Origin of the sequence: Micromonospora sp. A200 (assembly GCF_029893845.1) — a bacterium.
GTDB classification, from domain to species: domain Bacteria; phylum Actinomycetota; class Actinomycetes; order Mycobacteriales; family Micromonosporaceae; genus Micromonospora; species Micromonospora purpureochromogenes.
Genome location: NZ_JARXXY010000007.1, coordinates 123986 through 150173, shown reverse-complemented (window position 1 = coordinate 150173; position 26188 = coordinate 123986). Strand labels below are relative to the sequence as shown.

Sequence of the window (26188 nt, the reverse complement as noted above, 5' to 3'; positions counted from 1 at the left end):
TTCCCCCGGTGTGGCTACGCCTCGCCGGCGCGGTGGGCCGCGGCCAGGCGTTTCGGCGCGCGGGCGTACCAGGCGTCCAGGACCAGCTCGGTCAGCTCCGGCACGGTGATCCGGTCCAACCGGACCAGCACCGCCGGGTAGCCGTCGAAGTGCGGGGTGGTGAAGTAGATCGCCGGGTCGTCGGCGAGCAACGCCTCCTTGGCACCCAGGTCGGGCAGCTGCGCGCCGAGGATCGGACCGTCGGGAGCGGCGTCGCCCAGGGCTTCCCGGTCCGCCCGGCGCAACGGCCGCTCCCACACGAACGGCTTGTCGCGTACCCGCCAGGCCGGCGCGCCGTCGTACGACGGCCGCTCCGTCGTCTCCGGCAGGGCGAGCGCGAGCCGACGTACATCGTCCCAGGTGGCCACGATCCGACCATACGACCGCCGGCACGATGAGGAAAGGACCTGCGCGCCGGGGGCAGTGGGTCATCGCGTTGTCGTGCCGATGTGTTGTGCTGCCGGTCGGCCACCGCTACGACGGAACGGGGGAGACAGTGCACGGTGAGCAGTGGGAACGGCCGCCGGCCTCCACGGTGGACGAACGCGGGACTGGCGGGGTGCGACCGGGTGCGCCGGTCACCGTACGGCCGCTCGGCTCGGCGGACTGGCCGGCGCTGTGGCCGATGCTGCGCGACATGGGGGTCACCGACGAGCCGCCCGAGGCGCACCGGGCCCGGTACCTGTACCTGCTCGCCGACCCGCGCTGGGTGATCCTCGGCGCGGAGGCCGGCGGTGACCTGCTCGGCTACGCCGCCGCCCAGGACCACGGCCCGCACCTGCGCGGCGGCGACGAGCACCGGACGGCCCGGCTGCACGACCTGTACGTCCGCCCGGAGTTGCGGCGGGGCGGGGTGGGTCGGTCGCTGCTGGCGGCGGTGCGCGAGTGGGCCGCCACCCGGGTGCGTCACCTGGAATGGCAGGCGCACCACGAGCGGGCCGCCCCCTTCTACGAGCGCCTGGGCCACCGGGGCGACCCGTGCCCCCAACCCGACCACCCCACCTTCCAGATCCACTTTCACCCACCCTCCTGACCGCCCCGCCCCTCGTCCGGCCGCTCTCCCTCGTGATCAAGAGGTTTTGGTCTTTTCCAGGCGGAATCCTGACGCAAACTTCTTGATCAACTCGCTGGGCGGGGCGGTGGTCAGGGGAGGGGGTGGGAGATGTTGCGGGCGTGGTCGGCGACGGCGGCGGCGACCACCTTCGCCTCCAGGGGCAGCATCTCCAGGCACCGTCGGACGGCGGCGGCCATCAGCACGTTCGGCACCCGCATGGACAGGGTGCAGTGTGGCACCCAGCGCCCCGGGCGGTACTGCTCGGACAGGGTGATCCCGGCCCGGGTCAGCCGCTCGTGCACCAGGGCGTGCTGGGTCAGCAGCTCGACGGTGGGGGTGACGCCGAGCCAGAGCACCCGGCCGACGAACTGGCCGGCGTGGTCGAAACTGAGCCGCAGCGGCGCGGCGACCACCGTCCCGCGCAGGGCGTCGGCCACCCGCTCCGGGTCGAGGCGGGGCGCCACGGCGAGGGACACGTGCGGCCGGTGCCGCTGTTCCAGCAGCGAGCGCATGCTCTGTACGCCCTCGGCCTCCAGCGCGTCCCAGAGGACCCGGATGCGGCGGGTGGCGTCGGTGTCCAGATACAGCTCCAGCGCCGCGACCACGTGATCACCCTAGATGCCGGGTTTACCGGCCCCGGCCGGGCGGTACCCGACGGGAGACGGCGGCCCGCGAAGGAGTGCTCCGGTGGACGTGAACGACCTGCTGACCGAGATCTACGACCGGCTGCCCGACCTGGTGCGCGCGGCGGTGGACGGGCTGAGCCCGGCGGAGCTGCGCCGATCGCCGACGCCCGGCGGCAACCCGGTCGGCTGGCTGGTCTGGCACCTGACCCGGATCCAGGACCACCATGTCGCCGACCTGCTCGGCGCGGAACAGGTCTGGACCTCCGGTGACTGGGCCGCCCGGTTCGGCCTGGACCCCGACCCCGACGACACCGGCTACGGCCACACCCCGCAGCGGGTCGCGTCGGTACGCCCGGACAGCGCCCGCGCCCTGGTCGACTACTACGACGCGGTCGCCGGGCGTACCCGGACGTTCCTGGCCGGGCTGCGGCCGGCGGACCTGGACCGGGTGGTGGACGAGGCGTGGGACCCGCCGGTGACCCTCGGGGTGCGGCTGGTCAGCGTGGCCGACGACGGCCTCCAGCACGCCGGCCAGGCCGGCTACGTCCGGGGCCTGCTCCGCGCCGGGTGAGCCGCCGTCACCCGGCCCGGCGCAGGGCGGCGTACGCGAGCAGGTGGAACGCCTGCGCCTCCGGGGAGGTGCCGGGGCGGGTGAAGTCCGGCGCGCCACTGACCGGCCGGACCAGACCGTGCCGGTCGACCTGCCGGGTCGCGGCGGCCAACAGGTCCCGCCCGACGTCCCGGTACGCGGCCGGCAGCCAGCCGTCGGCGACCCCGGTCAGCGCCGCGTACGCGAGCATCTGCGCGACGTTGGCCTCCACGAAGCTGCCGGGGTCGTCGAGCACGTCGTGGAAGAGCCCGTCCGGCCGGCGGTGGGTCAGGCAGGCGTCGAGCACCGTCCGGGCGTGTCCGGCCAGTTCCTCGCGCTGCCCGGTCGGCCAGTCGAGCCGCAGCCGCAGCGCGCGGGCGATGCCGGCGACCACCCAGCCGTTGCCGGTGCCCCAGTGCTGCGGGCGGTCCAGCCGCGCCCGGTCGGAGTCCCAGCGCGCCGCGTAGAGCCCGCTGCGCTCGTCGTACAGTCGGCGACGGTGACCGTCGACCTGGGCCGCCGCCGGTCCGGGATGCCCGCACAGGGCGAGCAGCGGCACCACCATGTACACCGTGTCCGCCCAGACCTGCCGGTTGCCGAGCAGATGGAGCAGGGTGCCGTCGCCGGCCCGGGGCGCCCGGGTCAGCAGCCAGTCGAGCTGCCGGCCCAGCGCCGCCGACCACCGCTCGTCGGGGTGCGCCCGGACGGCGCGCCACAGCGCCTCCCCGCAGGCCGCGCCGTTGACCGCGCCGTCCTCCCCGGAGACGTCGCCGAGCCGGCCGTCCGGGTGCTGACGGGTCACCGCCGCGTCGGCGAGCAGCACCGCCTGCTGCTCGAGCCCGAGGTCGAGCAACGCGTGGCCGGTCACCCCCTGCTCCCACGACTGCCGCTGCATGGCCAGCAGCGCCGCGAGCACCCGACCCACCCGGGGGTCGTCGAGCTCACCCATCGTCGCCTCCCTCCGCTCCTGCTACCCCGGATCCGGGGGGCACCCGTGAGCCTTTCGGCTTCCGAGGGGAGGGACCGGGCCGCTTCACCCGGTGCGGGTGAGGCGGCCTCACCCCGACGGCTGCCATCGTGCTCACCAGGCTGCGGACCGGACGGGGGAGGGGTGCCATGGCGACGTCGGGGACGGAGTTCCTGGAGCGGCTGACGTCGCGCCGCCGCCCGCAACTGCCCGAGACCCTCGCCGGCACGATCCGGCTCGACCTGCACGACGGGGGCAGCACGGAGCACTGGTACCTCACCGTGCACGACCAGTCTGTCGACGTGACCCGGTCGCCCGACGACGCCGACCTGGTGGTGCGGGCCGACCGGGAGGTCTTCGACCGGCTCGTCGACGGCCGGACGGAGGTGGTGCAGTCGCTGCTGCGCAACGAGCTGACCGTGCAGGGCCACCTGGCCCTGCTGCTGGCCCTGCGGCGGATCTTCCCGGGCCCGGCCGACGCCCGGCACCCCCGCGACGTCGCCCGAGAGAGCCTGCGCCGGTGAGACAGGAACTGGTCCACGTCATCGCCGGCAACGCCTTCGCGGCCAGCGACGCCCAGGGCGACATGGAGGTCGACCCGCGGGCGCCGGTCGGGCTCTTCTCCTTCGACACGCGGTTCCTGTCCCGCTGGGTGCTCACCGTCGACGGCCAGCGGCTGCACGCCCTGTCCCGGGACGACTTGAGCCACTTCGAAACCCAGTTCTTCCTGGTCCCCGGCACGGCCAGCCACTACGTCGACGCGGACGTCTCGGTCATCCGGCACCGCTCCATCGACGACAGCTTCAACGAGCGGATCGCGGTGCTCAACCACTCCGCCCGCCCGGCCCAGCTCGTCGTCCGGATGGACATCGACGCCGACTTCGCCGACACCTCGGAGATCCGCCACCCCCGGTACCGCCGGACGACCGCGATCGCCTCCTCCGACGAGGGGGTGCTCCGGCTGCGGTACGAGCGGGAGCGGTTCTGCCGGGAGGCGGCGGTCTCCACGACCGCCCCGGGCCACGTCGACCAGGGTGGCATCACCTACCGGATCACCGTGCCCCCGAACGGGCAGTGGGTCACCGACCTGCACGTCAACATGATCATTCGTGGCGCGGGCGGCCTGGACGTGCGGGCCAGCCTGGCGACGCACCGGCAGCGGGTCCACCATGACATGCGTCATGACCTGCGGGACTGGCTGGATCGGGCGCCGCGGCTGGTGGCCGAGCGCGACGTCCTGTCGGACGTCTACGAGGGCGCGCTGACCGACCTGGCCGCGCTGCGCTACCCGCCGCTGTCCTACCCCGGCCGGGTGCCAGTGGGCGGCCTGCCCTGGGCGATGGCGTTCTACGGCCGGGACGCCATGATCACCTGCCTGCAGGCGCTGCCGTTCACCCCCGACCTGACCCCGACCACCCTGCGGCTGCTGGCTCTGCTCCAGGGCGGGCGGCTCGACGACTACCACGACGAGGAGCCCGGCAAGATCCTCGGGGAGCTGCGCTACGGCGAGTCCGCCGGCTTCGGCGAGGAGCCGACCGCGCTCTACTACGGCGCCGCCGACACCACGCCGCTCTTCGTCGTCCTGCTCGACGAGTACGAGCGCTGGTCCGGCGACACCGCGCTGGTCCGGGAGCTGCAGCACCCGGCCCGGATGGCGCTGGACTGGATCGACGCGTACGGGGACCTGACCGGCGACGGCTACCTGCGCTACCAGCGGCGCAACTCGCGCAACGGGCTGGTCAACCAGACCTGGAAGAACTCGCCCGACGCGATCGTGCACCGCGACGGCCGCCAGCCCGCGCTCCCGCGGGCCACCTGCGAACTCCAGGGGTACGCGTACGACGCGAAGCTGCGGGGTGCCCGGCTGGCGCGGGAGTTCTGGGCCGACCCGGCGTACGCCCACCGGCTGGAGCGGGAGGCGGCGGCGCTCAAGGAGCGGTTCAACCGGGACTTCTGGCTGCCCCGGCGCGGGCACTACGCGCTGGCGTTGGAGCCGGACGGCACCCCGGTGGAGACGCTCACCTCCAACATCGGCCACCTGCTGTGGAGCGGGATCGTCGAGGAGGAGCGGTCCGCGCAGGTCGCGGAGCACCTGCTCGGGCCGGAGATGTTCACCGGGTGGGGCGTGCGGACGCTGGCCGAGGGGCAGTTGCCGTACAACCCGGTGGGGGCGCACGTCGGGGCGGTCTGGCCGTCGGACAACTCGCTGATCGCCGCCGGCCTGCGCCGCTACCACCACGACGACGAGGCGGCCCGGGTCGCGGCCGGCGTCTTCGCGGTCGCGGAACTGCTCGGCGGCCCGGTGCCCGAGGTGATCGCCGGCTACCCACGCGAGATCACCGGGTATCCCGTCCAGTTGCCGATGGCGGGCCGCCCGCAGTCCTGGGCCTCCGGGGCGCTGCTGATGCTGCTGGGCACCATCCTCGGGCTGCGGCCCTGCGGGGACGAACTGCTGGTCACCCCGGCCGTGCCGCAGGGCTTCGGCCGGCTGGAGCTGCTGGACGTTCCCGGGCGCTGGGGCCACGCCGACGCGTACGGCCGGGACCGCTCAGCCCGCGCGGACGGGCGGCCTCCCCGTTCGCGCTGACCGCGACCGCGTCGCGCGTGCCCACCCTCGACCGTGGCCGCGGCGCGGTCACCGCTGGGCGGCGGGTGTCTCCGTCGCGGCGTCGTCGGGGGCCGGGCCCGGCGTGGGAACGGCGGGCGCCGGGGCATCGGCCGGCCGGGCGGCGACCCGCCGGGACAGTCCGCGGTCGACGCCGACGAAGAGCAGGCCGAGCAGCCAGAACGCGAAGGCGAAGAAGACCGCGCTGACCGACACCCCGGCGTAGCCGAGCTGTCCGGCGTCGATGAACGGGTACGGGTACCGGTGCACGACGAGCCCGCGCACCAGCGCGAAGCCCAGGTACGCCAGCGGGAAGGCCAGCCACCAGGCGGCGTAGCGCAGCCGTAGCCGGCCGCGCTGGTCGAACAGCGCCCAGTCGGCGATCGCGAGCAGCGGCACGACGGTGTGCAGGAACTGGTTGCCCAGCGCCTCGCCGAGCGCGCGGTCCGGCTGGGGCATCGCGAAGGGGCTGGCCGGGTTGGCCAGGACCAGGTGGTAGACCACCCCGGTGATGGTGATGTAGAGGGTGACCGCGCCCTTGAGCGCCGACGGCGGCTCGGGCCGTCCCCGCCAGGCCCGCCATCCCGCGTGGCCGGCGAAGAGTCCGACCGCGACGTTGCTCTGGATGGTGAAGTACGGCAGGAGGCCGGTGACCGTGGCCGGACCGAGCGCGGTGAGCAGGATCCCGGCCAGCACGCTGATGACGATCGCCAGGCGGAAGGCCACCGCCACGCGTCGACGCCGCAGACTCATCGGCGCAAGCTACCAGCCCGCCGCTCACCAGCTGGCGGAGCCGCTGGCCGGCGACGATCAGCCGGTCGGGCGGGACGGGACGGTCCGGGCGGGGGCGTCCGGCTTGCCGCCCGCGGTGGAGGGTGCCTGCGAGGGCCGGCCGGTCGGCCGTTCGGTGGGCGTCGGGTGGACGGCCGAGGGGGGTGCGGAGGGGCCGGTGTCGCGGACCACGCGGTCGCAGTAGCCGGCCACCTCGTTCCGACCACCGGCCCTGGTGACAAGGTCGGCGAAGGCCGGGTTGTCCAGGGCTCGGCCGGGGTTGTCCCCGGCCGAGGCGCGGTAGGCGCGGCACAGCCCGAGGATCGACGCGGCCGGAGTAGGCCGGCCCGGTTCCGGCTTCCCGCTGGACGGAGTGGCGGACCCGCCGGGCCCGGCGGTGGTGGGCGGGGTGGACTGCGGCACGGCGGACGGCGGGGTGGGCGGCGCGTCGCGGTGCAGCGGTCCGGGCAACGTGCCGGTGGCGGCGGCGAAGGCGACGCCCCCGGTGGCGGCCACGGCGAGGCCGGCGAGCGCGACCTTCAGCCCGGCCAGTCGGGCCAGGGAGAATGAGCGGGCGGGCGACGGAGCCGGCAGCGGAGCCCCGGTGCGGGCGCTGCGGAACGCGTGAATCGCGGCGTTCTCCCCGCGCAGCTCACCGGGGTGCGGCGCGGCACGTACCGCCGTCAGCAGCCGGACGAGCGGCTCCGGGCCGTCGTGCGCGTCGACGACCGGACCGACGAGCAGCCGCTCGACGGTTTCCTGGTCCATCCGATGTGCGTTCATCTCGTGTCCCTCAGCGCCGGGCACCCCCCCGACGTCACATGTCCGCCCTGAGGGTGGCGCTGATCACGCGGCGACACCCGTCAGGTCAACCGCGAGGCGCCAGCACCCCTACGGTGCGTGACAATGAGGGGGTTGCGCTGCCCGATGCGCTGAGGGTCAGTCCAGCGAGATCGGCGGGATCCGGGACGACGTCTGCGACCTCGAGCGACCCCGCTGACCCGGGGCGGGTCAGCCCATCGTCTTGGCGCCGTCGATCGCCTCGCGGAGGATGTCGGCGTGCCCGGCGTGCTGCGAGGTCTCCGCGATGAGGTGCAGCAGGACTCGGCGCACCGACCAGCTTGCACCCGGCTCGAACCAGGGCGCCACCGGCAGCGCCTGCGCGGCGTCCAGGTCGAGGGTGGCGATCAGCTCGTCGGTGCGGGCGGCGACCTGCGCGTAGTGGTCGAGCAGCCCGGCGAGCGTCTCGCCCTCGACCATCCGGAACCCGTTCGCCCAGTCCAGCGGCTCGCTCAACATCGCCTCCGCGCCACCGACCGCGAACCGCATCCAGCGATCCTCGGTGACCGCCACGTGCTTGATCAGCCCGCCGAGGCAGAGCTCACTGACCGTGGTGCGCGCCGCGGCATGCTCGTCGGTCAGCCCGCGCACCGTCTGCCGCAGGAAACCCCGGTGCCGGCCGAGGGTCTGGGTCAGGTCGGCCCGCTCGCCGGTGAGAACCCGCTCCGAAGTGGTCATCGCTGCACCTTCCGTCGATGTCGTCGAGGCTCAGGCTAGGTCGGGGCACCGACACTTTCCGCGCCCGCCACGCGACGCCAGCGGTTGCCGATCCGGCGCTCCCGCGGTCCACTGAACTACATGGGTGACATTTTGGTCGGCACGTCCTCCTGGGCGGACCAGACGCTGCTGCGGTCCGGCTGGTACCCACGGTCGGCGAAGACCCCGGCCGACCGGCTCGGCTTCTACGCCCGCCACTTCGGACTGGTCGAGGTGGACACCTCGTACTACGCGGTCCCGGCTCCGGAGACCACCGCCGGCTGGGTCGAGGCCACCCCGCCCGGGTTCACCTTCGACGTCAAGGCGTTCAGCCTCTTCACCGGCCATCCGACGCCGGTGTCGATGCTGCCGAAGGACCTGCGGCCGACCGGTGGCCCGGCCCGGATCCGCCGCCGCGAGCTGCCCGAGCGGGCGTACGAGGAACTGTGGCGCCGGTTCCGGACGGCGCTGGAGCCGCTCGCGGCGGACGACCGGCTCGGCGCGGTGCTGTTGCAGTTCCCGCCGTGGCTGACCCGGGGCGAGGCCGCCCGGCGGCGGATCGTGGAGCTGGCCGGGCGCTGCCGGCCCTGGCCGGTGGCGGTGGAGCTGCGGCACGCCTCCTGGTTCGAGGACGCGGCCGCCGCCGAGACGGTGACCTTCCTGCGCGACCACGACCTCGGCATGGTCTGCGTGGACATGCCCCAGGGCCACCCGTCCTCGGTGCCGCCGATCATGGTCGCCACGGCCGAGCCGGCGGTGGTCCGGTTCCACGGCCACAGCGCCCACTGGGAGGCCGGCAGCAAGGAGGACCGGTTCCGGTACGCCTACCCCGACGGGGAGCTGCGCCGCTGGGCGGAGCTGCTGACCGACCTGGCGGAGAGCGCCGGCGAGCTGCACGTGCTGTTCAACAACTGCTGCGAGGGGCAGGCCCAGCGCGACGCGGCCCGGCTGGCCGAGCTGCTCGGCGTGACCCCCGCGCCGGAGCGCGCCGGCGTGTGAGGCGGTTTGTCGTCCCGGGGCACGGGTACCGCGCCGGCAACGACAGAAAGGTGCCGCGATGACGCAGGAACAACAGCCGGGCGTGCCGGACGACGCCGAGGCCCGCCGGGTCCGCGAGGCGGAGGAGGCGCACGGCGGCAGCATGGCGCCGGGGCTGGTGGACGAGACGGGCCGGCCGGTCGCCGAGCCGCCGCCGCCACCGGCCGGTGAGGAGGACGGCACCGGCTCCTGAGTCGGTTGACGGACCGCTGGGCCGGTCCGGGGACGGATGCCGGCGGGACCGGCCACGGGGTCGCCGTGGCCGGTCCCGTCCGCGTACCCGACGGTGGCCGGGCCGAGGTGCGGTCGTGCCGGGGACGTCTGTCCTGGGCACGGCCCGTCGCCCCCACGTCAGTCCCGGGTGACCCCCTCCGGGTGCATCCCGGTGGCCTCCTCCAGCGCGTTGTCCGGCAGGTCCCCGCCGGCCGTGTCGTCGGGGAAGGTGCGCCGGGACGGTGCGGGGTCCGGCGGCGCGCCCGGCCCCGCGTCCGTGTAGCGGGTCGGCTCCACCGGACCGAAGCCGTGCCGGCCCGCCGGCCCGGACGGTCCGCTCGGCGCGCCCGCGCGGCGCTCACCCCGCCGGCCCTCCGGCACGGCGGTCTCCTCGCTGCCCTCGTCCATCGGGTCGTGCTTGCCCGTACCCCAGGGCGGGTCCGCGTCGAAGCCGTCCGTGGTGCCCCAGGGGGCGGCGGACTCCGGCCCCCGCCCCGCGCCCCGCCTCGGTCTCTTGTTCGCCGTCATGGCCACCTCGCAGCTCGTCTTCCCGACCGGCCGTTGTCCCGCCCGCCCCGACCGGTACGCCGCCGCCGTCGCGGACGGCCACCGGCGCACCGGTCGGGTCCGGCGTTCAGCCGGCCATCGCCATCCGGCGCTGGCGGTTGGCCGTGCCCATCGCCGCGAGCTTCCCGATCGACGTCGGCGCGCTCATGATCCCGCCGGCGCGTCCCAGCATCCCGCGGAACACCTGGCCGGGCTTCTGCTGCTCGCCCATGTACGACGTGACCACGACCAGCGCCCCGGTCAGCGCCGGAACGGCCCACTGGAGCAGCTTCATCTGCCGCTGGCAGGAGGCCACGTCGGACGGGGTCTGGTAGTTGGGCTCGGTGGTCCCCTGGACCGGCGGGTTGCCGGCCTTCTCCAACCGCATGCCGAGCAACCGGCTGTAGCCGGTCACCGCGAGCGCGCCGATGGTCAGCGCCGTCTTCACGGCGCTGACCCTTCCCACCCCCCGTTGGCCGAACACCCGCGGGCTCTCCGTGGCCAGTTCGCCGACCGCGCCGGCCAGGTGGGCGCCGATCGCCGCCGCGTTCACCGGCGTCCAGCGGGACCACCCCGCCGAGGCGATCGGGAGTCGCTGAGTCGAGTCGCTGATCCGCGCCGCCGCCCCGTTGACGCCGAGCGCTCCCATCAGGGAGCCACCGAACCAGGCTGCCAGGCCCAGATCGTGCATCGAGCGCAGTGCGGTGTGCCGTTCGGACATCTGATCCCCCTCCACCGTATTCGGGCGCAGCGGCATACCCGCCCGACGCGCGGCTACGCACCCGATCTCACCGGCGGTCGGGACGTCCCCCCACGCGCCGTTCGTCCCGGCGGTGCCGCCGGAATCCAGGGGTGACGCCGGGAAGCCGGGGGTGGGGCGGGCCGGGACGGCCGCTCAGCGGCGGGGCAGGCCCGCCGCGAAGGCCGCCACCCGGGCGGCCAGCGGCCGCCCGGCGCGCACCCAGGTGAAGTGGTCCAGCGGGGCGCCGGCCTCGGCGGTCGTGTAGCGGTCCCGGGTGACCGGCGCGGCGGTCAGCTTGGCGCAGAGGTGGTCCAGGGTGCCGTGCGGGGTGTACTGGTCGTCGTCGACGCTCACCGCCAGCACCGGCGTGCCGATCCGTCCCACCGCCCCCTCGGCGTCCACCCCGTCCAGCACCGGGAAGCGCCCGGTCCGGGCGGTGTACGCCCAGTCCCGGATCACCCCGCGCGCCTGCCGCCCGCCGAAGCCCCAGCCCGGCCAGACGCCCAGTGCCGCCGCGGTCGCCGCGATGCCCTGGGTGTACGGCAGCACCCCGTACCGCCGGGCGCCGGGGTAGCTGCGCCAGTACGGCACGCCGACGGCGAGCAGGGCGAGCCCGTCAACCGCGTCCGCGCCGTGCAGGGCGAGGTGCAGCAGGGCCGCCTGCCCGCCGAGGGAGTGCCCGAGCAGCAGCCGGGTACGCCCGTCCAGCCGGGGCTTGAGCGCGTCGAGCACCGCCCCGACGTCACCGGCCAGCTCGGCGTAGCCGTACCGGCAGGCGCGGCTCGGTGCGGGAGTGCTGGCGCCGGTGCCGCGCAGGTCCGCCACGACCACGGCCAGGCCGGCGTCGCGCAGCGCGGTGGCGAACGGGCGGTAGTAGCTGGCCCGGACACCCATCGCCGGCCAGAGCACCACCACCGGCGCGCCGGCCGGCCCGTCCGGTTCGGGGTAGACCTGCACCCCGATGCGCGCGCCGTCGACGTCGACGAACTCCTGGCTGTACTCGATGTCCCCGCTCACCGCCCCAGCCTAAGCGGAAGCTACCGGCGGGTAGCAAGCGGTGTGTCCCGCTCCACCCGCTCCACGGCGGCCAGCACCGCCGGCACGTCCAGCGCGGCCAGTGCCGGGTGCACGGCGGCGGCGTCGACCGGTTGCCGCTGCCCCACCCAGAGCGCCTGGTGCCAGGGCCGGTCCGGTGGGGGACCCCACTGCGCGGGCGGCACCGGGCCGAACAGCAGCACCGACGGGGTGGCGTAGGCGGTGGCCAGGTGACCGATGCCGGTGTCGCCGCTGACCACCAGGCGGGCGTGGGCGACCAGCGCGGCCAGCTCCCCGAGGCCGGTCTCCCCGGCGAGCACCGCGCCGGCCGGCAGCCCGGCCAGGGCGCGCACCTGTTCGGCGATGCTCCGCTCGCCGGCGGTGCCGGTGACCACCACGCGGTGTCCCCGGTCGGTGAGCGCCCGGGCCACCTCGGCGAACCGGGCCGGTGGCCAGCGTCGCTGCGCCGCCTTCGCTCCCGGGTGGACGATGCTCACCCCGGTCGGCGTCCGCCCCGGTTCCGGGCGGCGCAGGGCGAGGTCCGTGCGGTCGGCGGGGATGCCGTACCAGGCCAGCATCCGGCACCAGCGGTCGATCTCGTGCTCCTCGGCCCGCCAGTCCGGGCCGTCGCGGTGGCCGGCCTCGGCGTTGGCGCAGGCGAGCAGCCGGCCCGGCCGGACGCCGGCCAGCATCCGGTGCGACTGCGGGCCGCGACCGTGCAGGTTGACCGCCAGCTCCGGCGGCGGGCCGGCCCACGCCAGGTGGCCCAGCCCGTCCGCCTCGACCAGCCGGTCGACCCCGCCGACCAGGTCGACCAGCGGGGCCAGCCAGCGCGGCGCGACCAGCGTCAGCTCCTCGTCCGGATACGCGGCCCGCAGCGCGCGCAGCGCCGGCACCCCGGTCGCGAGGTCGCCGACGCCGAGCGCCCGTAACACCAGGATCACGGGTACGACGACTCCTGTTCGGCGCAGACCACCAGCTCGCGTACCGCGCAGCCGGGCGGCTGGGAGAGGGCGAACATGACCGCGGCGGCGGTGTCGGCCGGGTCGTTGAGGATCGCGTCCGGACCCGGCTTGTACTGGTCGTCCCGGTCGTCGAAGAAGGCCGTCCGCATGCCACCGGGGATCAGCAGGGTCACCCCGACCCGGCCGGCCAGCTCGGCGGCGAGCGCCCGGGTGAAGCCGACCACCCCGAACTTCGCCGCGCAGTACGCGGTGGCGTCGCTGACCGCCTTGATCCCGAGCGTCGAGGCGACCGTCACCACCGTGCCGTGCGCGCGCTCCAGGTGTGGCAGGGCCGCCCGGACGACGGCGGCGGTGCCGAGCAGGTTGATGCCGACGATCCGGTCCCAGGTCGCGCCGTCGATGTCGGCGAGCTTGCCGGGCACGTCCATCCCGGCGGCGGTGACCAGGCCGGTCAGCCCGCCGGCCTGCTCGGCGGCGCGCCGGGTGGCCTGCTCGGCGGCGCGGGTGTCTCCCAGGTCGCACTCGACCCACGGCACCCCGTCGGCCGGCGGCTGCCGGTCCAGCACGTACGGCCGCCCGCCGGCCTTCGTCACGGCGGTCACCACCGCCGCGCCGAGGCCGCTCGACCCGCCGGTGACCAGCACCGCCGATCCGTTCAGATCCCTGCTCATCGTGCTCCTCTGACCAGTCGGGCGCCGCGCGAGCGCGCGGCGCTGATCGTCGCGGTGGTGGACCGGCCCGCCAGGTAGGGCACGGTCACCACCCGGCCACCCCAGCCGCGTACCAGCTCGGCCTCGGGCAGTTCGGGGGCGCCGTCGCCGGCGTAGTCGCCGCCCTTGACCCAGACGTCGGGGCGCAGCCGGGCCAGCGCGGTGGCCGGGGTGGGCTCGTCGAACACCACGACGGCGTCGACGCAGTCCAGCGCGGCCAGCAGCCGGGCCCGGTCGGCCTCCGGGTTGACCGGGCGGTCCGGACCCTTGAGGGCGCGGACGCTGCGGTCGGAGTTGAGGCAGACCACCAGGCAGTCACCCAGCCGGCGGGCCGCCTGCAGGGTGGCGACGTGCCCGGCGTGCAGGATGTCGAAGCAGCCGCCGGTGGCCACCACGGTGCCGCCGTCGGCGCGTACCCGGGCCACCAGCTCCTCGGCCGCGGACGCCGGGCGGCGCGACGCGGCCGACTCGGGCTCCCGGCGGGCCAGCCCGGCCGCCCCGCCGGCGGCGACGTACGCGGACGCGGCGGCGACCGCCTCCTGCACCGCCTCGGAGGTGACCGCCCCGGCGGCCAGCGCGGTGGCGGCGGTCGCGGCGAAGCGGTCCCCGGCGCCGCAGGTGTCCTCGGCCCGTTCCACGTCGGACGGTGGCGGCACCACCAGCGGGGTGCTGCCGGAGTGGCAGAGCACCGCGCCGTCGGCGCCCATCGTCACCGCCACCGCGCCGACCCGCCAGCGCCGGCGCAGCTCGTGCCCGGCGCGGGTGGCGGTGGACAGTGGCGACCCCGCGCCGGCGTCGCCGGTGAGCTGCCGCAGCTCGGCGAGGTTGGGGGTGGTCAGCCGGGCGCCCGGCACCGCGACCGCCCCCCGGGGGTGCGGGTCCCAGACCACCGGGGCGCTCGCGTCGGCGAGCGCGGCCCGCAGCGCGGGCTGCCGGACCAGGCCCCGGCCGTAGTCGCTGACCAGGATGGCGCCGGCCGAGGCGAGCACCTCCAGCGCCGCCTCGGGCGGCTCGCCGGGGGGCCGTGGCGCACCGCCACGGTCCAGCCGCAGCAGGGTCTGCCCGCCTGCCCGGAGCCGGATCTTCTCCGGCGTCGCCCCGGGCAGCCGAAGCGGGTACAGGCGTATCCCGGCGGTGGTGAGCAGTTCGGCGATGCGGGCTCCGGCGGCGTCGTCGGCGAGCGCCGTCACCAGCGCCACCTCGGTGCCCTGGGCGGCGGCGAGCAGCGCGGGGAGCCCGGCGCCGCCGGGCCGGTCGGTGCTGGCCCGCTCGTCGAGCACCGGCACCGGCGCGTCCGGGCAGACCCGGTTGACCGCGCCCTGGACGTCCCGGTCGAGCAGGGCGTCGCCGACGACCACCAGTGGCCGGCTCACGACGGGCACCCGCGGCGGCTCGACCCGTGCCCGTTCGGCCCGTGTCCGTTGCCGCCGTGTCCGTTGGTGGTGTGGCCGTTGGCACCGTGTCCGTTGCTGGAGTGGCCGTTGCGGGCGTGCCGGTTGATCCCGGGGCCGTTCCCGGCGGCGGCGAGAGCGGGTGCGGCGGCGCCGCCGGGGAGCCGGCCGGTGAACTCGACGGTCCGCTGCCGCGGCGCCGCCGTGGGCGGCAGTTGGCGGACCAGCGGCAGCGCCTCGTCGACGTACTCGCAGAGCAGGTGCAGCGAGACCAGGTGCAGCTCCTGCACGACCTGACTGTCCGGCGAGGGCACCGCGAGCGTGTCGTCGCAGACCTCGGCCAGCGGGTTCGGGGCGGGACCGGTGAACGCCCAGCAGCGCACCCCGACCTCCCGGGCCGCCTCCACCGCCCGCAGCAGGTTGGTGCTGGTGCCGCTGGTCGACATCAGCAGCAGGATGTCGTTCTCCCGGCCGTGGGCGCGCACCTGGCGAGCGAAGACCTCGTCGTAGCCGTAGTCGTTGCCGATCGCGGTCAGCGACGACGTCTCGGCGTGCAGCGCGATCGCCGAGTAGGGCTCCCGGTCGTCGCGCAGCTTGCCGACCAGCTCGGCGGTGAGGTGCTGGGCCTCGGCGGCGCTGCCGCCGTTGCCGGCCGCCAGCAGCCGGCCGCCGGTGGCCAGCGTCCAGGCCAGCTGGGTGCCCCAGCCGGCCAGCCGCTCGGCGGTACGCCGGTACGGCAGCAGCGCGGCGGCCAGCCCGGACAGGTGCCCGTCGAGGGCGGACATCGCGTCGTTCATCAGGCCACCGCCGGGGCGACTCGACCGACCGTGCTGACCGTGGCGTAGACCGCGCTCAGCTGCTCGGCGCAGCGCTTCCAGGAGTACCGGCTGCGGATCCGGTCCAGCGCCGCCGTGGCGTACGCGAACCGGCGCGCCCGGTCGGCGAGCAGCCGGCGGATCGCGGTGCCCAGCGCGCGCGGGTCGCGCGGCGGCACCAGATCACCGGTCAGCCCGTCGACCACCGTGTCGGCGATGCCGCCCACGTTCGTGCCGATCACCGGCACGCCGCAGGCCATCCCCTCCAGCGGGGTGAGCCCGAACGGCTCGTACCAGGGGGCGGCAACGAGCACGTCGGCGGAGCGGTACCAGGCACCCATCTCCTCGCGCGGGACCGCGCCGACCAGCTTGACCCGGTCGGCGACCCCGCAGGACTCGGCGAGCGCGCCCAGCCGGCGGGCGAAGCTGTCGGCGGGCAGCAGTTCGGCCGCCGGGCCGCCGACCACCACGCACTCGGCCTCCGGCACGGCCGGCAGGGCCCGGATGACGTCCTGGAAGCCCTTGCGCTCGACCAACCGGCCGACGGTGAGGATGCGCGGGCGGGTCGGGTGGCGGGGCGCGACCGGCCCCTCCGGACGGAACATCTCCTCGTTGACCCCGGACGGGACCAGCGCCATCCTCGACCGCGGCACGCCGAGCCGGACCAGCTCGCCGATCTCGTCCTGGCACTGGACGATCACCCGGTCGGCCGCCCGGCCCAGCGCCCGTTCGTAGCCGACCCGGCCCGGTGGACTGGTGTCCCGGGCCCCCTGGTGGCGCCGCTTCACCGAGCCCAGCGCGTGGTACGTCAGCACCACCGGGGTGTTGGTGCGCCGGCCGGCGTGCAGGGTGGCCAGGCCGCTCATCCAGAAGTGGGCGTGCGCCACGTTCGGCCGCCAGCCCTGCTCGCCCCACTGTTCAGCCATCCACCGCCCGAACTCGCCCATGTACGGCAGCAGCTCGTCCTTGGGCACCCGCTGCGCCGGCCCGGCGGGCACGTGGCGCACCTGGTAGCCGGCGGCCGCGTCGACCACGTCGGGCAGGTCGACCGCGTCCCGACGGGTGTAGACGCGCACGTCGTGCCCCTCGCCGACCAGGGCCGCCGCCAGTTCGGCGACGTGCGTGTTCTGCCCGCCCGCGTCCTCCTCGCCGAGGACGGCGAGCGGGCTGGCGTGCTCCGAGATCATCGCGATGCGCATGTTTCCTCCTCAAGGATCCGGTCCCAGTCGGCGAGGAACCGGTCGAGCCCGAAGCGTTCCTTCGTCACCTCCCGCGCCCGCGCACCCAACCGGTACGCGGCGTCGCGGTCCTCCGTCAGCCAGCGGGCCGCCTCGACGAGCGTGTCGACCCGGGTGGAGAGCACCCCCGCGTCGGGTGGCACCGCGTCGACGGCCTCGGTGGTGGCCAGCGCGACGACCGGCATGCCGATCGTCATGGCCTCGATCAGGCTCAGCCCCAGCGACGTCCACCGGCACAGGTGCAGGTACGCCCGCCGCCGGGCCAGCTCCGTGTGCATGACGTCCTGCGGCAGGTCGTCGTGGCTGGCCAGGCGTTGCCCGGGCAGCCCGAGCCGGTCGGCCAGCCCGGTCACCCCCATGCCGAAGACGTCCAGCGGGGCGACCTCGGCGAAGCGGGGCATCAGGTCGGTGCCGGTGACCCGCCAGCGCCGGATGGGTTCGTTCGTCACCACGGCGAGCCGGTCCAGCTCGCCGGTCCACTCCACCCTCGGCGGCACGATGCCGTGCTCGACGACGGCCGTGCGGGTGCCGCCGTTGTCCCAGAACAGCTCGTTGAAGTGGGTGACGTGGGTGAGCAGCAGGTCGTCCCGGTCAGCCATCGGGTGGCGGGTGGTGGGCACGTCGCCCTTGGGGGTGTTGTGCTCGACGTAGATCGCCGGCAGGTCCCGCCCCGGCCGCCGGCGCAGCCAGCGCTCGGCCAGCTCCAACTCCTCGGGGCGTTGCAGCACGACCACGTCCACGTCGGCGTCGGCCAGTTCCTCGGGGGTCATCTCGACCGCGCTGGCCGGCCACGGGTAGGTCCGGGCCCGGCCCAGCCCGTACGGGCCGCGGTCGGGGGTGACCGGCACCAGGTAGCGGTGCTTGCCGTGCACGAAGGACGTGGTCCAGGAGCCGTGCACGTGCCAGACCAGGACGTTCATGACCCTCCTTCAGCGTCGGATTCCGGTGGTGAGCAGGCGGACCGCGGCGACCACCTCGGCCGGGTCGACCCCCGCGGTGAGGCAGGGGTGGCCGGGTACCGGGCAGCGGGTGGCCCGGCTGTCCCGGCAGGGCGCGGCGGCGTCGCCGAGTCGGACCAGCGGCACCCGGTAGGGCGCCCACTGGCCGAAGGAGACGGTGGGGGCGAAGAGGCTGACGACGGGTACGCCGACGGCGGCGGCGAGATGGGCGGGGCCGGTGTTGCCGACCACCACACAGCTCGCCCCGGCGAGAACTCCGGCCAGCTCCGCCAGCCCGGTACGCCCGCCGAGGTCGGTGCCGCCGGCGGCGGCCACCCGGGAGGTCAGCACGGTCTCGACCGGCCCCCCGGTGACCACTACCCGATAGCCGCTCGCGGTAAGCCTGCGCACGATCTCCACCCACCGCTCCGGCGGGCAGGCCCGGGCCGGCACGGACGCTCCGGGGTGCACCACCACGTACGGGCCGTCGGGTGGCGCGGCGGGGGGCGCCTCGACGCGCAGCGTCGGCTCGTCGCCGACGGGCAGGCCGAAGCCGGCAGCGGCGGCGAGGGAGAGGGCCCGCTCCGGCTCCGGCACACCGACCGGCACCTTGTGCCGCACGTCCAGCAGGGAGCCGGGGTAGTCGTCGCTGATCGCGCTGATCCGGCCCACCCCGGCCATCCGCAGCAGCAGCGCGAGGGGGAGGGCCGACTGGTGGAAGGAGGTGAAGACGACCGCCTCGTCGGCGCCGACGGCGGTGAGCCGGGCGGTCAGCGCGCGGATGTCGTCGGGGTCGACGGGGGCGGGGTCGCCGTCGATCCAGGGCAGCGGCCATTCGACGATCTCGTCTACGCCGGGGAGCAGCTCGGCGGCGGCCCGGCCCCGGGGACCGCAGAGCAGCACCACCCGCCGCGCCCCGGCGGCGACGGCCCGGATCGCCGGGCCGGTGACCAGCACGTCGCCGGCGGAGTCGCTGCGTACCACGAGGACGGTGCCGGCGCGGCGCGGCGCGGTGGGCCGGACGGCCGCCTGCCGGCGCAGGATCTCGTCGACGGCCGCGGGCAGGTCGTGGGCGACGTGCGGGGCGGCGGCGACCTCCTCGGGCCGGGTGACCGGGGTGGGCACCAGGACGCCGGTCGCGCCGGCGGCGAGCGCGGCGGTCATGTCCCGCCCGATGTCGCCGACCAGCACGCAGCGCCCGGGGGAGGTGCCCAGCGCGGCGGCGGCCGCGTGGACCATCCCCGGCGCGGGCTTGCGGCAGCCGCAGCGGTCGCCGTCGTCGTGCGGGCAGATCTGCCAGTCGTCGAAGGGGTCGAGCAGCTCCTCGATCCGGGCGTGCACCGCCCGCATCTGGTCGGTGGTGAAGAGCCCCTTCGCCAGGCCGGACTGGTTGGTGACGACGCCCAGGCGCAGGCCGGCGGTACGCAGCCGGTCCAGCGCCTCGCGCGCGCCGGGCAGCGGACGCACCTTCTCCGGGTCGCCGTTGTACGGCACGTCCTCGATCAGCGTGCCGTCCCGATCGAGCAGCACCGCGTCGAAGAGGCCGTGCGTGATCGCCGCGCCCCCGTTCATGGCAGACCAGTTGCCCGGGGCAGGAGAAGTAAACATCAACTCTGCGCTCCGGCGGGGTCACCGTCCGCACCGGAGGGTCGGTGTCGCCACCAGCCGCCTACCCAGTGGGCGACGGCGACCGGCGGGATGAGCGCGCTGGTCAGCAGCATGGTGGACACCTCGTCGCGGGTGCGCGGCCCGGGCGCGATCCGCACCGCGGCGAACTCGGCGGTGCCCGCCGCCCAGCCCAGCGCGCCGGCGGCGGCGACCGCGCCGAGCACCCGGCGCGGCGCGCCGTCGCGGGGCAGCACGGCCCGCAGCGCGGCGGCGGTGACCGCCAGCGCCCCGGCGGCGGCGGTCGCGACGTGCCGGGGCCGCCGGCCGGGCGGCAACCCCAGCTCGGCGCGCCAGTCCGGGCCGTAGAGCCGGCGCAGCAGCGCGTCGTCGGCGTTGCCCCGCTGCACCCGCAGGCTCACCCAGCGGTCCTCGGGGCGGACCGGGTGGGTGACGACGCGTCGCCCCCGGACCAGCTCCCAGCCGGCGCGCCGGACCCGGTGGGCCAGCTCGGCGTCCTCCCGGTAGGCGCGGGGGAAGCGTTCGTCGAAACCGTCGACCGCCTCCAGCGCGGCCCGCCGGTACGCCATGTCCGCTGTGATCCACTCGCCCTCGGCCAGGCCGGCGGTGCTCCGCTCCCAGTCGGTGGGGCGCCGGTCGCCCGGCAGCGGCACCGCCACCACCCCCTGCACCCCGCCGACCCGGTCGCCGACCGCCAGGTCGGCGAGCAGCCGCCGGGCCCAGTCCGGTGCCGGCACCACGTCGTCGTCGAGGAAGACCACCCAGGGCCGGCGGGCCGCCCGCCAGCCGACGTTGCGCGCCGCCGCCGGGCCCGTGCCGCTACCGGTCACCACCTTGGCGTACGCGGACAGCACCCCCGGCACCGCCAGCTCGCCCGCGGCGTCACGCCGGTCGTCGACCAGCAGGATCTCCCCGTCGGGCAGCTCGGCGAGCTGCGGGGCGAGGGCGTCGAGCAACGTGCCGAGGCTGGACCGGCCGAGGGTCGGCACCACGATGCTGATCACCGGCCACCGCCGAGCGCGCCGCGGCGCACCGCGAACGGGCCGAGGGCCAGCAGCTCCACCGGGGCGGAACCGAACAGCTCCATCGCCTCGCGCGGGGTGTCCACCATGGGCCGGCCGGCGGTGTTCAGCGACGTGTTCACCACCACCGGCAGCCCGGTGAGCCGTTCGAACTCGGCCAGCAGCTCGGCGACGAGGGGCTCGGTGTCGGTGTGCACGGTCTGCACCCGGGCGGTGCCGTCGACGTGGGTGACCGCCGGGATGTGATCGCGCCACTCCGGCTTCACCCGGTGCACGAAGAGCATGTACCGGCTGGGGAAGACCCCGTCGAAGATGTCGGCGAAGCGTTCGGCGCGGACCATCGGCGCGATCGGGCGGAACTGCTCCCGCCCCTTGACGTCGTTCATCCGGGCGGTGGTCGCCGGGTCGCCGGGGTGGGCCAGCAGCGAGCGGTGTCCGAGGGCGCGCGGACCGTACTCGCTGCGCCCCTGGTACCAGGCGACGATGCCGTTGTCGGCGAGCACCCGGGCCGCCTCGGCGGCGATCGAGTCCGGCCGGAAGTACGGCAGCGCCGCCCGCCGCAGCTCCGCCTCCAGCTCCTCCTCCGACCAGCCGCGGCCGAGGTCCGCCCCGCTCATCGGCGTCGCCCGGTCGCCGAGGGTGCCGGCGACGTGCAGGGCGGCGCCCAGCGCGGTGCCGGAGTCGCCGGCCGCCGGCTGCACCCAGACGTCCCGGTACGGCCCCTCGGCCGCCAGCCGGGCGTTCGCGACGCAGTTCAGCGCCACCCCGCCGGCCATCGCCAGGGTCGAGGCGCCGCCCGAGGCGTCGTACAGCCAGCGGGCCAGGTCGAGGACGACCTCCTCCAGCCGGGCCTGCACGCTGGCGGCCAGGTCGGCGTGGTCCTCGGTCAGCTCGGCGCCCGGCTCGGCGGCCTTGGCCAGGCTCGCCCAGTCGATCCGGTCGACGTGGAAGCCGCCGGCGTCGGTGACCCGGACCAGCTCGCGCAGCAACCCGAGGTGCTTCGGCCGGCCGTACGAGGCCAGCGCCATCACCTTGTACTCGTCGCTGGAGTGCAGGAAGCCGAGGTGGCGGGTGAGGTCCTCGTAGAGCAGGCCGAGCGAGTGCGGCAGCTCCTGCGAGTACAGCGGGCTCAGGGCGCCGTCGCGGTAGACGCCGGCCAGGTGGCTGGCCACCTCGCCGCGGCCGTCGAGCACCAGGACGGCGGTGTCGTCGCCGGCCGGCGGGGCGGCCAGCCCGGCCGAGGCGGCGTGCGCCACGTGGTGCGGGACGAAGCGCACCCTCTCCGGGTCGAGGCCGGGCAGGGCGGCGGCGAGGAACTGCGGGGCCCGCCGGGCGTAGTCGACGCGCAGCCAGTCCCACGGGTCGGCCAGGCCGAGGTCGGCGGCGTCGCGGCACAGGCCGGGATCGAAGGAGTAGGCCACCGCGTCGAGGCTGTCGACGTCGACGCCGGCGCTGGACAGGCACCAGGCGGCGGAGAGTTCGGGCAGTTCCCAGGCGGAGAACGGGACCGGTCGCTTGCCGTGCTTGCGACGGCTGAACCGTTCCTCTTCGGCGGCGGCCACCACCTGTCCGTCGACCACCAGGGCGGCGGCCGGATCATGGAAGATCGCATTGATACCGAGGACGCGCATGCCAAGGTCGGTACCCTCGCCTTCTCCTCCTAACCTGTAGATCATCGACTTCTCCCGCCGGCCACGAATCTCCAGGTTGGAGATTCGTGGCCGCCGCGAGTCCCACCGGAGGAGTCAGACGCCGCCGCGCAGCATCCCCGGCCCGAACACCTCGTACGCGATCCGCTCCACCGGTACGCCCCGGCGCAGCAGCCCGCCCCGCACCTCGTTCATGAACGGCAGTGGCCCACAGAGGTGCACGTGCGCGTCGGGGGAGAGCGGAATCAGCTCGGGGTCGACCCGGCCGCTGGCCACCTCGGCGGTCAGCGCCGCCGGGTCGTCGCCGTCGGTGGTCTCCTCGTACCAGAGCTTGAGCCGCAGGTTGGGCAGCCGGGCATGCAGCCGGGGCAGTTCGTCGCGGTGGGCGTGCGCGGCCCCGTCCCGGTCGGCGTGCACCAGCACCACGGGCCGCTCGGGCGCGGTGGCGGCCAGGTGCTCCAGCGCGGACATCGCCGGGGTGAGCCCGATGCCGGCGCTGACCAGCAGCAGCGGCCCGTCGCCGGCCACCGCGCTGACCTCGCCGAAGGGCGGGCTGAGCCGGAGCGTGTCGCCGGGCGCGGTCCGCTCGTGCAGGACGGTGGAGACCAGGCCGTCCGGCGCGCCGCCGGCGCCGCGTACCCGCTTGACCGTGATCCGCCAGTGGTCGGCGCCGGGACGGCCGGAGAGGCTGTACTGCCGGATCTGCTGGCCGAGCCCGCCGTCGAGGTCGACGGCGACCGAGACGTACTGCCCGGGGACGAAGCCGGGGACCGGGCCGCCGTCGGCCGGCACGAGGGTCAGCGAGATGACGTCGGTGGCCTCCGGCACCACCCCGGTGACCCGCCAGTCGCGCCAGACCGCGCCGCCCCCGGCCACGCCGGCCGTCGTGTAGAGGCGGGCCTCCCGGGCGATGAGTTCGCAGGCCATCAGCCAGTACACCTCGTCCCAGGCCGCGGCGACCTCCGGCGTGACGGCCGCACCCAGCACCTCGCCGATGGCGGCCATCAGGTGCCGGCCGACGACCGTGTACTGGTCGGGGGTGATACCCAGCGAGGCGTGCTTGTGCGCGATCCGGTCCAGGATCGCGTCCCACGCCGGCCCACCGGCGCCGGTGAGGTGCTCGGCGTACGCGACGACGGAGGCGGCCAGCGCGGCCTTCTGCTGGCCCGTCGCCTGGTTGCCCCGGTTGAACAGGTTGAGCAGCTCCGGGTGGGCGGCGAACATCCGCGGGTAGAACCGGCCGGTGATCTCCTCCCCGTGTGCCCGTACGACGGGCAGGGTCGCGATCACCACGGCCTTGGACGATTCCGAGAGCACGGCTCCTCCTTCTGCGTTGCCTACGCGAGCACTTAAACAGGAATCTGATATGCCTCTTCAGGGCCGAAGGTCCCGGGTCCGGTGTTGCCGCCGTCACGGTCTCGCGGCCCCTGTCGGGGCCGGGACGCGCTGGCTAGGGTCGGTACGTGAAGCTCAACCGGTCCACCGACATGGCGCTGCGGATCGCCATGCTGACCGCGCCGGCGTCGACCCGGACCACGGTCGACGAACTGGCCGAGCGGCTGGACCTGCCCCGCAGCCACGTCGCCAAGGTGGTGCAGCGGCTGCAACGGCTCGGTGTGCTGGTCACCATCCGGGGCCGCTCCGGCGGCGTGGCCTTCGCCGAAGGTGCGGAGGAGCTGACCGTCGGTCAGGTCGTGCGGGCCTTCGAGGGCGAGGGTGAGGTCGTCGCCTGCGAGGAGTCCGGCTGCGCACTGCGGTCCGACTGCCGGCTCCGCGTCCAACTGCGCCGCGCCCAGGCCGCCTTCCTCGCCGTCCTCGACGACGTCCGCCTCGGCGACCTCGCCGGCAGCCCCGCCGCTCCCGTCCTGCTCGCGCTCACCGCCCGCCCGGGTACCCCTTAGCAGTTCCGCTGGTCACCGCCCCGCGCCTCCCCGCTGACGGCCCGTGGCTGCCGGGTTCGCCTGGGCTGCCCCGGTGGCGGGTGTGGGGCGGCGGTGCGGTGGCGGACGGGCGGTAGCCTGCGGGACGAGCGGCCCACGTAGATGCGGAGCGCCGATGTCCAACTCCCGGGTGTCCCACCCGTTGTTCGCCCGGTTGTTCGCCCGGGCGAGCGTGGCCCTGGACCGGGCCGGCGCCGCCGAGCACCGGCGTCGACTGGTCGCCGGCCTGTCCGGGCGGGTGGTCGAGGTGGGCGCCGGCAACGGCCGGATGTTCGCGCACTACCCGCCCGAGGTGGACGCCGTGCTCGCGGTGGAGCCCGAGCCCTGGCTGCGCGCCGCCGCCCGCGGCGCCGCCGCGCACGCGCCGGTGCCGGTGACGGTCACCGACGGGCTGGCCGAGGCGCTGCCGGTCGCCGACGCCAGCGTCGACGCCGTGGTGATGTCGCTGGTGCTCTGCTCGGTACCCGACCAGTCCGTCGCGCTGCGGGAGGCGTACCGGGTGCTGCGTCCCGGCGGGTCGCTGCGCTTCTACGAGCACGTCGCCGCGGGCACCCCCGGGCTGCGCCGGGCGCAGCGGGTGGTCGACGCAACCTGCTGGCCGCTGCTCTGCGGCGGCTGCCACACCGGACGGGACACGGTGTCGGCGATCGTCGCGGCGGGCTTCAGCGTGGTCCGGCTGGACCGGTTCCGCTTCCCGCCCGGGCGGTTGCCGGCACCGGCGTCACCGCACGTGCTCGGCGCCGCGATCCGGCCCTGAGGCGTCGTCGGGCGGGCGCGGGTCGGGGACGGCCCGGGCGGGCCGCCCCCGACGGGGCACTCAACCGACGTTGACCGTGCCGTCGGGCGCGCGCACGCAGGAGACCGCCCGGGAGGCGGCCACGGCGGCGCCGGTCAGGCACCGGCCGAGCACCTGGTGCCCGGCGGCGTTCGGGTGCCAGGACTCCTGGCAGGTCTGGAAGTACGTCCCGCAGGCGTTGGCGATCCGCTGGATGTCCAGCTTGTCGTAGCCGGAGAGGCTGGTGACGAAGACGCCGGACGGGCCGTCCTGGAGGCGGATCGGGGTGGCCAGCGTGCCGGTGGGGCTGCCCGCCTGCTCGCAGAGCCGGGCGCCGTCGAAGGCGCGCTGCACGTTGAGGTAGACCAGGTCGGCGGCGGGGAACTCGGCGGCCAGGGTGGTGCGTACCGAGTTGACCAGCGTGCCGAGCCCCTGGGAGAAGCGGTGGCCGGGCGCGAGGCTGCCCCGGTGGATCGGGCAGCCGGCGGCGTACCGCTCGGCGCCGAGCGCGCGGAACTTGTCCCGGGTGTCGTCCCGGTCGTCCTCGCTCCAGTAGACCTGGGCCAGCTCCGGCGGCAGCGGGTTGGTGTAGTCCTGGAACACGATCCGGTGCTGGCCGTCGGCGTCGATCTGGTCGAGGGTGGTGAGGATCTGGCGGACGGCCGTGGTGGTCTCGGCGGTCGCGGCGGCGAACTGGGCGGCGGTGGCCAGTTCGGCGTCGTCGCAGGGCTCCTGCTCGACCGGCCCGCCCAGGTACGCCCAGAACTCCCACCAGCCGGTCCACGCGTCGGCGATGAACCGGTTGGCGCACTTCTCGGCGACGCTGCCGAAGGTGAACGAGCTGTTGTTCGAGCCGAGGCCGACCAGCACCAGGTCGATGTCGTGGGTCCGCCCGACCGCGCGGAGCTGGTCGAGCTGCGCGGCGACCTGCCGGCCCCTGGCCCGGGTGGCGGACGCGGCGGCGATGTCGTACGGCTGGCCGCCGGAGCAGGCGAGGTTGAACCGGGCCTGGACGCCCGGCAGGTCCGCCCGGTGCAGCGAGGCGTTGGGTGAGCGGTGGCAGAAGTAGGCGTTGCTGTTCGGCGCCGACCAGCCCGGGAAGGGCTGCGCCACGCCGGTGACGTCGACCACCGGGGAGTACGCCCCGGCGCCCTCGCCGCTGATGAAGCTGTCGCCCAGCGCCACGGCGGCGGTGGGCAGCGCCGCGGCGGCGGGAGCGGGCAGGCCGACGGCGGCCGAGAGCGCGGCCGTGGCGACGGTGAGCACTGCGGCGAGAGCGGTACGACGGAACCTGACCATCGCGTCCCCCATCTGTCCATCGAAATGTGAAAGATCCTCCGGTGGCCGCGATCAGATCA

28 protein-coding genes are annotated in these 26188 nt (G+C 75.5%); 8 read left to right on the top strand and 20 right to left on the bottom strand.

All coding sequences use genetic code 11. The features are described 5' to 3' along the window. Window positions 1-14: 14 nt before the first annotated feature. Window positions 15-407 carry an MmcQ/YjbR family DNA-binding protein gene (locus M2302_RS09475; protein ID WP_280837530.1) on the bottom strand — a complete coding sequence of 131 codons (393 nt, stop codon included), beginning with the start codon at window positions 405-407 and terminating at the stop codon, window positions 15-17. A gap of 128 nt (window positions 408-535) precedes the next feature. On the opposite strand from M2302_RS09475, the gene M2302_RS09470 reads away from it, so the two are divergent. Beyond that, entirely contained in the window at window positions 536-1072 is a 537-nt protein-coding gene (locus tag M2302_RS09470; RefSeq protein WP_280837529.1) for a GNAT family N-acetyltransferase, read from the top strand. A gap of 110 nt (window positions 1073-1182) precedes the next feature. Here M2302_RS09470 and M2302_RS09465 read toward each other — a convergent pair whose 3' ends face one another. Further along, the gene (locus tag M2302_RS09465; RefSeq protein ID WP_280837528.1) at window positions 1183-1698 is read right to left on the bottom strand and encodes a 2'-5' RNA ligase family protein; all 516 of its coding nucleotides are present in this window, start codon (window positions 1696-1698) and stop codon (window positions 1183-1185) included. A gap of 82 nt (window positions 1699-1780) precedes the next feature. Between M2302_RS09465 and M2302_RS09460 the strand changes: the two genes are divergently transcribed. Beyond that, window positions 1781-2290: a DUF664 domain-containing protein gene (locus M2302_RS09460; RefSeq protein ID WP_280837527.1), complete on the top strand. Its 510-nt coding sequence runs from the start codon at window positions 1781-1783 to the stop codon at window positions 2288-2290. 7 nt (window positions 2291-2297) lie between these two features. Here the strand turns inward: M2302_RS09460 and M2302_RS09455 are convergent, their stop codons facing one another. Further along, window positions 2298-3257: a glycoside hydrolase family 88 protein gene (locus tag M2302_RS09455; protein WP_280837526.1), complete on the bottom strand. Its 960-nt coding sequence runs from the start codon at window positions 3255-3257 to the stop codon at window positions 2298-2300. A 167-nt stretch (window positions 3258-3424) separates the two neighbouring features. On the opposite strand from M2302_RS09455, the gene M2302_RS09450 reads away from it, so the two are divergent. Continuing rightward, window positions 3425-3799 carry an SCP2 sterol-binding domain-containing protein gene (locus M2302_RS09450; RefSeq protein ID WP_280837525.1) on the top strand — a complete coding sequence of 125 codons (375 nt, stop codon included), beginning with the start codon at window positions 3425-3427 and terminating at the stop codon, window positions 3797-3799. Then, window positions 3796-5862 carry a glycogen debranching N-terminal domain-containing protein gene (locus M2302_RS09445; RefSeq protein WP_280837524.1) on the top strand — a complete coding sequence of 689 codons (2067 nt, stop codon included), beginning with the start codon at window positions 3796-3798 and terminating at the stop codon, window positions 5860-5862. Before M2302_RS09450 ends, M2302_RS09445 begins: the two co-directional genes overlap by 4 nt. Before the next feature lie 48 nt (window positions 5863-5910). On the opposite strand, the gene M2302_RS09440 is transcribed toward M2302_RS09445, so the two are convergent. The 3 genes from M2302_RS09440 to M2302_RS09430 all read right to left on the bottom strand — a co-directional run bounded on the left by M2302_RS09440 (window position 5911) and on the right by M2302_RS09430 (window position 8169). Beyond that, complete coding sequence (locus tag M2302_RS09440) at window positions 5911-6633, bottom strand: Pr6Pr family membrane protein (RefSeq protein WP_280837523.1); 723 nt, start codon at window positions 6631-6633, stop codon at window positions 5911-5913. Between the two features lie 57 nt (window positions 6634-6690). Further along, a complete protein-coding gene (locus M2302_RS09435) occupies window positions 6691-7434 on the bottom strand; it encodes a hypothetical protein (RefSeq protein WP_280837522.1) in 744 nt (247 codons plus the stop codon). A gap of 228 nt (window positions 7435-7662) precedes the next feature. Continuing rightward, a complete protein-coding gene (locus M2302_RS09430) occupies window positions 7663-8169 on the bottom strand; it encodes a DinB family protein (protein WP_280837521.1) in 507 nt (168 codons plus the stop codon). A gap of 120 nt (window positions 8170-8289) precedes the next feature. Here M2302_RS09430 and M2302_RS09425 point away from each other — a divergent pair, with 120 nt between their 5' ends. After that, window positions 8290-9186 carry a DUF72 domain-containing protein gene (locus M2302_RS09425; RefSeq protein ID WP_280837520.1) on the top strand — a complete coding sequence of 299 codons (897 nt, stop codon included), beginning with the start codon at window positions 8290-8292 and terminating at the stop codon, window positions 9184-9186. Window positions 9187-9244: 58 nt separating this feature from the next. Further along, on the top strand, window positions 9245-9418 hold the full coding sequence (locus M2302_RS09420) for a hypothetical protein (RefSeq protein WP_170285332.1): 174 nt from the start codon (window positions 9245-9247) through the stop codon (window positions 9416-9418). A 158-nt stretch (window positions 9419-9576) separates the two neighbouring features. On the opposite strand, the gene M2302_RS09415 is transcribed toward M2302_RS09420, so the two are convergent. From M2302_RS09415 to M2302_RS09355, 13 genes are all read right to left on the bottom strand, one after another. Beyond that, window positions 9577-9966 (bottom strand): hypothetical protein, encoded by a 390-nt coding sequence (locus tag M2302_RS09415; protein ID WP_280837519.1) that lies wholly within the window; start codon window positions 9964-9966, stop codon window positions 9577-9579. A gap of 106 nt (window positions 9967-10072) precedes the next feature. Then, entirely contained in the window at window positions 10073-10705 is a 633-nt protein-coding gene (locus M2302_RS09410) for a hypothetical protein (protein ID WP_280837518.1), read from the bottom strand. 174 nt (window positions 10706-10879) lie between these two features. Beyond that, window positions 10880-11743 carry an alpha/beta fold hydrolase gene (locus M2302_RS09405; RefSeq protein WP_280837517.1) on the bottom strand — a complete coding sequence of 288 codons (864 nt, stop codon included), beginning with the start codon at window positions 11741-11743 and terminating at the stop codon, window positions 10880-10882. Window positions 11744-11763: 20 nt separating this feature from the next. Beyond that, window positions 11764-12705, bottom strand: coding sequence for a glycosyltransferase family 9 protein (locus M2302_RS09400; RefSeq protein ID WP_280837516.1), 942 nt, complete (start codon window positions 12703-12705; stop codon window positions 11764-11766). Beyond that, entirely contained in the window at window positions 12702-13385 is a 684-nt protein-coding gene (locus M2302_RS09395; RefSeq protein ID WP_280837558.1) for an SDR family oxidoreductase, read from the bottom strand. The genes M2302_RS09400 and M2302_RS09395 overlap by 4 nt, the downstream gene beginning before the upstream one ends. Before the next feature lie 8 nt (window positions 13386-13393). Next, the gene (rfaE2, locus tag M2302_RS09390; protein ID WP_280837515.1) at window positions 13394-14809 is read right to left on the bottom strand and encodes a D-glycero-beta-D-manno-heptose 1-phosphate adenylyltransferase; all 1416 of its coding nucleotides are present in this window, start codon (window positions 14807-14809) and stop codon (window positions 13394-13396) included. Further along, window positions 14806-15624, bottom strand: a complete 819-nt coding sequence (locus M2302_RS09385; protein ID WP_348529411.1) for an SIS domain-containing protein — start codon at window positions 15622-15624, stop codon at window positions 14806-14808. Before M2302_RS09385 ends, rfaE2 begins: the two co-directional genes overlap by 4 nt. After that, a complete protein-coding gene (locus tag M2302_RS09380) occupies window positions 15624-16841 on the bottom strand; it encodes a glycosyltransferase (RefSeq protein WP_280837514.1) in 1218 nt (405 codons plus the stop codon). The genes M2302_RS09385 and M2302_RS09380 overlap by 1 nt, the downstream gene beginning before the upstream one ends. Then, on the bottom strand, window positions 16826-17800 hold the full coding sequence (locus M2302_RS09375) for a glycosyltransferase (protein WP_280837513.1): 975 nt from the start codon (window positions 17798-17800) through the stop codon (window positions 16826-16828). The genes M2302_RS09380 and M2302_RS09375 overlap by 16 nt, the downstream gene beginning before the upstream one ends. Before the next feature lie 9 nt (window positions 17801-17809). Then, a complete protein-coding gene (locus M2302_RS09370; protein WP_280837512.1) occupies window positions 17810-19390 on the bottom strand; it encodes an HAD-IIIA family hydrolase in 1581 nt (526 codons plus the stop codon). Window positions 19391-19425: 35 nt separating this feature from the next. Beyond that, window positions 19426-20448, bottom strand: a complete 1023-nt coding sequence (locus M2302_RS09365) for a glycosyltransferase (protein ID WP_280837511.1) — start codon at window positions 20446-20448, stop codon at window positions 19426-19428. Next, window positions 20445-22097: a carbamoyltransferase C-terminal domain-containing protein gene (locus M2302_RS09360; protein ID WP_280837510.1), complete on the bottom strand. Its 1653-nt coding sequence runs from the start codon at window positions 22095-22097 to the stop codon at window positions 20445-20447. Before M2302_RS09360 ends, M2302_RS09365 begins: the two co-directional genes overlap by 4 nt. A 114-nt stretch (window positions 22098-22211) precedes the next feature. Next, window positions 22212-23432 (bottom strand): globin domain-containing protein, encoded by a 1221-nt coding sequence (locus tag M2302_RS09355; RefSeq protein ID WP_280837509.1) that lies wholly within the window; start codon window positions 23430-23432, stop codon window positions 22212-22214. 146 nt (window positions 23433-23578) lie between these two features. Here M2302_RS09355 and M2302_RS09350 point away from each other — a divergent pair, with 146 nt between their 5' ends. Both M2302_RS09350 and M2302_RS09345 read left to right on the top strand, forming a co-directional pair. After that, window positions 23579-24016 carry an Rrf2 family transcriptional regulator gene (locus M2302_RS09350; protein WP_280837508.1) on the top strand — a complete coding sequence of 146 codons (438 nt, stop codon included), beginning with the start codon at window positions 23579-23581 and terminating at the stop codon, window positions 24014-24016. A gap of 154 nt (window positions 24017-24170) precedes the next feature. Next, window positions 24171-24812, top strand: coding sequence for a class I SAM-dependent methyltransferase (locus M2302_RS09345; protein ID WP_280837507.1), 642 nt, complete (start codon window positions 24171-24173; stop codon window positions 24810-24812). 60 nt (window positions 24813-24872) lie between these two features. Here the strand turns inward: M2302_RS09345 and M2302_RS09340 are convergent, their stop codons facing one another. After that, a complete protein-coding gene (locus M2302_RS09340) occupies window positions 24873-26129 on the bottom strand; it encodes a hypothetical protein (RefSeq protein ID WP_280837557.1) in 1257 nt (418 codons plus the stop codon). Window positions 26130-26188: the final 59 nt, after the last annotated feature.

Coding starts and splice junctions, on each gene's coding strand:
- M2302_RS09375 (WP_280837513.1), bottom strand. CDS start 17,800: ATGAACGTCCTGGTCTGGCACGTGCACGGCTCCTGGACCACGTCCTTC.
- M2302_RS09450 (WP_280837525.1), top strand. CDS start 3,425: ATGGCGACGTCGGGGACGGAGTTCCTGGAGCGGCTGACGTCGCGCCGC.
- M2302_RS09370 (WP_280837512.1), bottom strand. CDS start 19,390: ATGAACGGGGGCGCGGCGATCACGCACGGCCTCTTCGACGCGGTGCTG.
- M2302_RS09430 (WP_280837521.1), bottom strand. CDS start 8,169: ATGACCACTTCGGAGCGGGTTCTCACCGGCGAGCGGGCCGACCTGACC.
- M2302_RS09420 (WP_170285332.1), top strand. CDS start 9,245: ATGACGCAGGAACAACAGCCGGGCGTGCCGGACGACGCCGAGGCCCGC.
- M2302_RS09425 (WP_280837520.1), top strand. CDS start 8,290: ATGGGTGACATTTTGGTCGGCACGTCCTCCTGGGCGGACCAGACGCTG.
- M2302_RS09360 (WP_280837510.1), bottom strand. CDS start 22,097: ATGCGCGTCCTCGGTATCAATGCGATCTTCCATGATCCGGCCGCCGCC.
- M2302_RS09415 (WP_280837519.1), bottom strand. CDS start 9,966: ATGACGGCGAACAAGAGACCGAGGCGGGGCGCGGGGCGGGGGCCGGAG.
- M2302_RS09435 (WP_280837522.1), bottom strand. CDS start 7,434: ATGAACGCACATCGGATGGACCAGGAAACCGTCGAGCGGCTGCTCGTC.
- M2302_RS09410 (WP_280837518.1), bottom strand. CDS start 10,705: ATGTCCGAACGGCACACCGCACTGCGCTCGATGCACGATCTGGGCCTG.
- M2302_RS09385 (WP_348529411.1), bottom strand. CDS start 15,624: ATGAACGACGCGATGTCCGCCCTCGACGGGCACCTGTCCGGGCTGGCC.
- M2302_RS09345 (WP_280837507.1), top strand. CDS start 24,171: ATGTCCAACTCCCGGGTGTCCCACCCGTTGTTCGCCCGGTTGTTCGCC.
- M2302_RS09340 (WP_280837557.1), bottom strand. CDS start 26,129: ATGGTCAGGTTCCGTCGTACCGCTCTCGCCGCAGTGCTCACCGTCGCC.
- M2302_RS09380 (WP_280837514.1), bottom strand. CDS start 16,841: ATGCGCATCGCGATGATCTCGGAGCACGCCAGCCCGCTCGCCGTCCTC.
- M2302_RS09440 (WP_280837523.1), bottom strand. CDS start 6,633: ATGAGTCTGCGGCGTCGACGCGTGGCGGTGGCCTTCCGCCTGGCGATC.
- M2302_RS09455 (WP_280837526.1), bottom strand. CDS start 3,257: ATGGGTGAGCTCGACGACCCCCGGGTGGGTCGGGTGCTCGCGGCGCTG.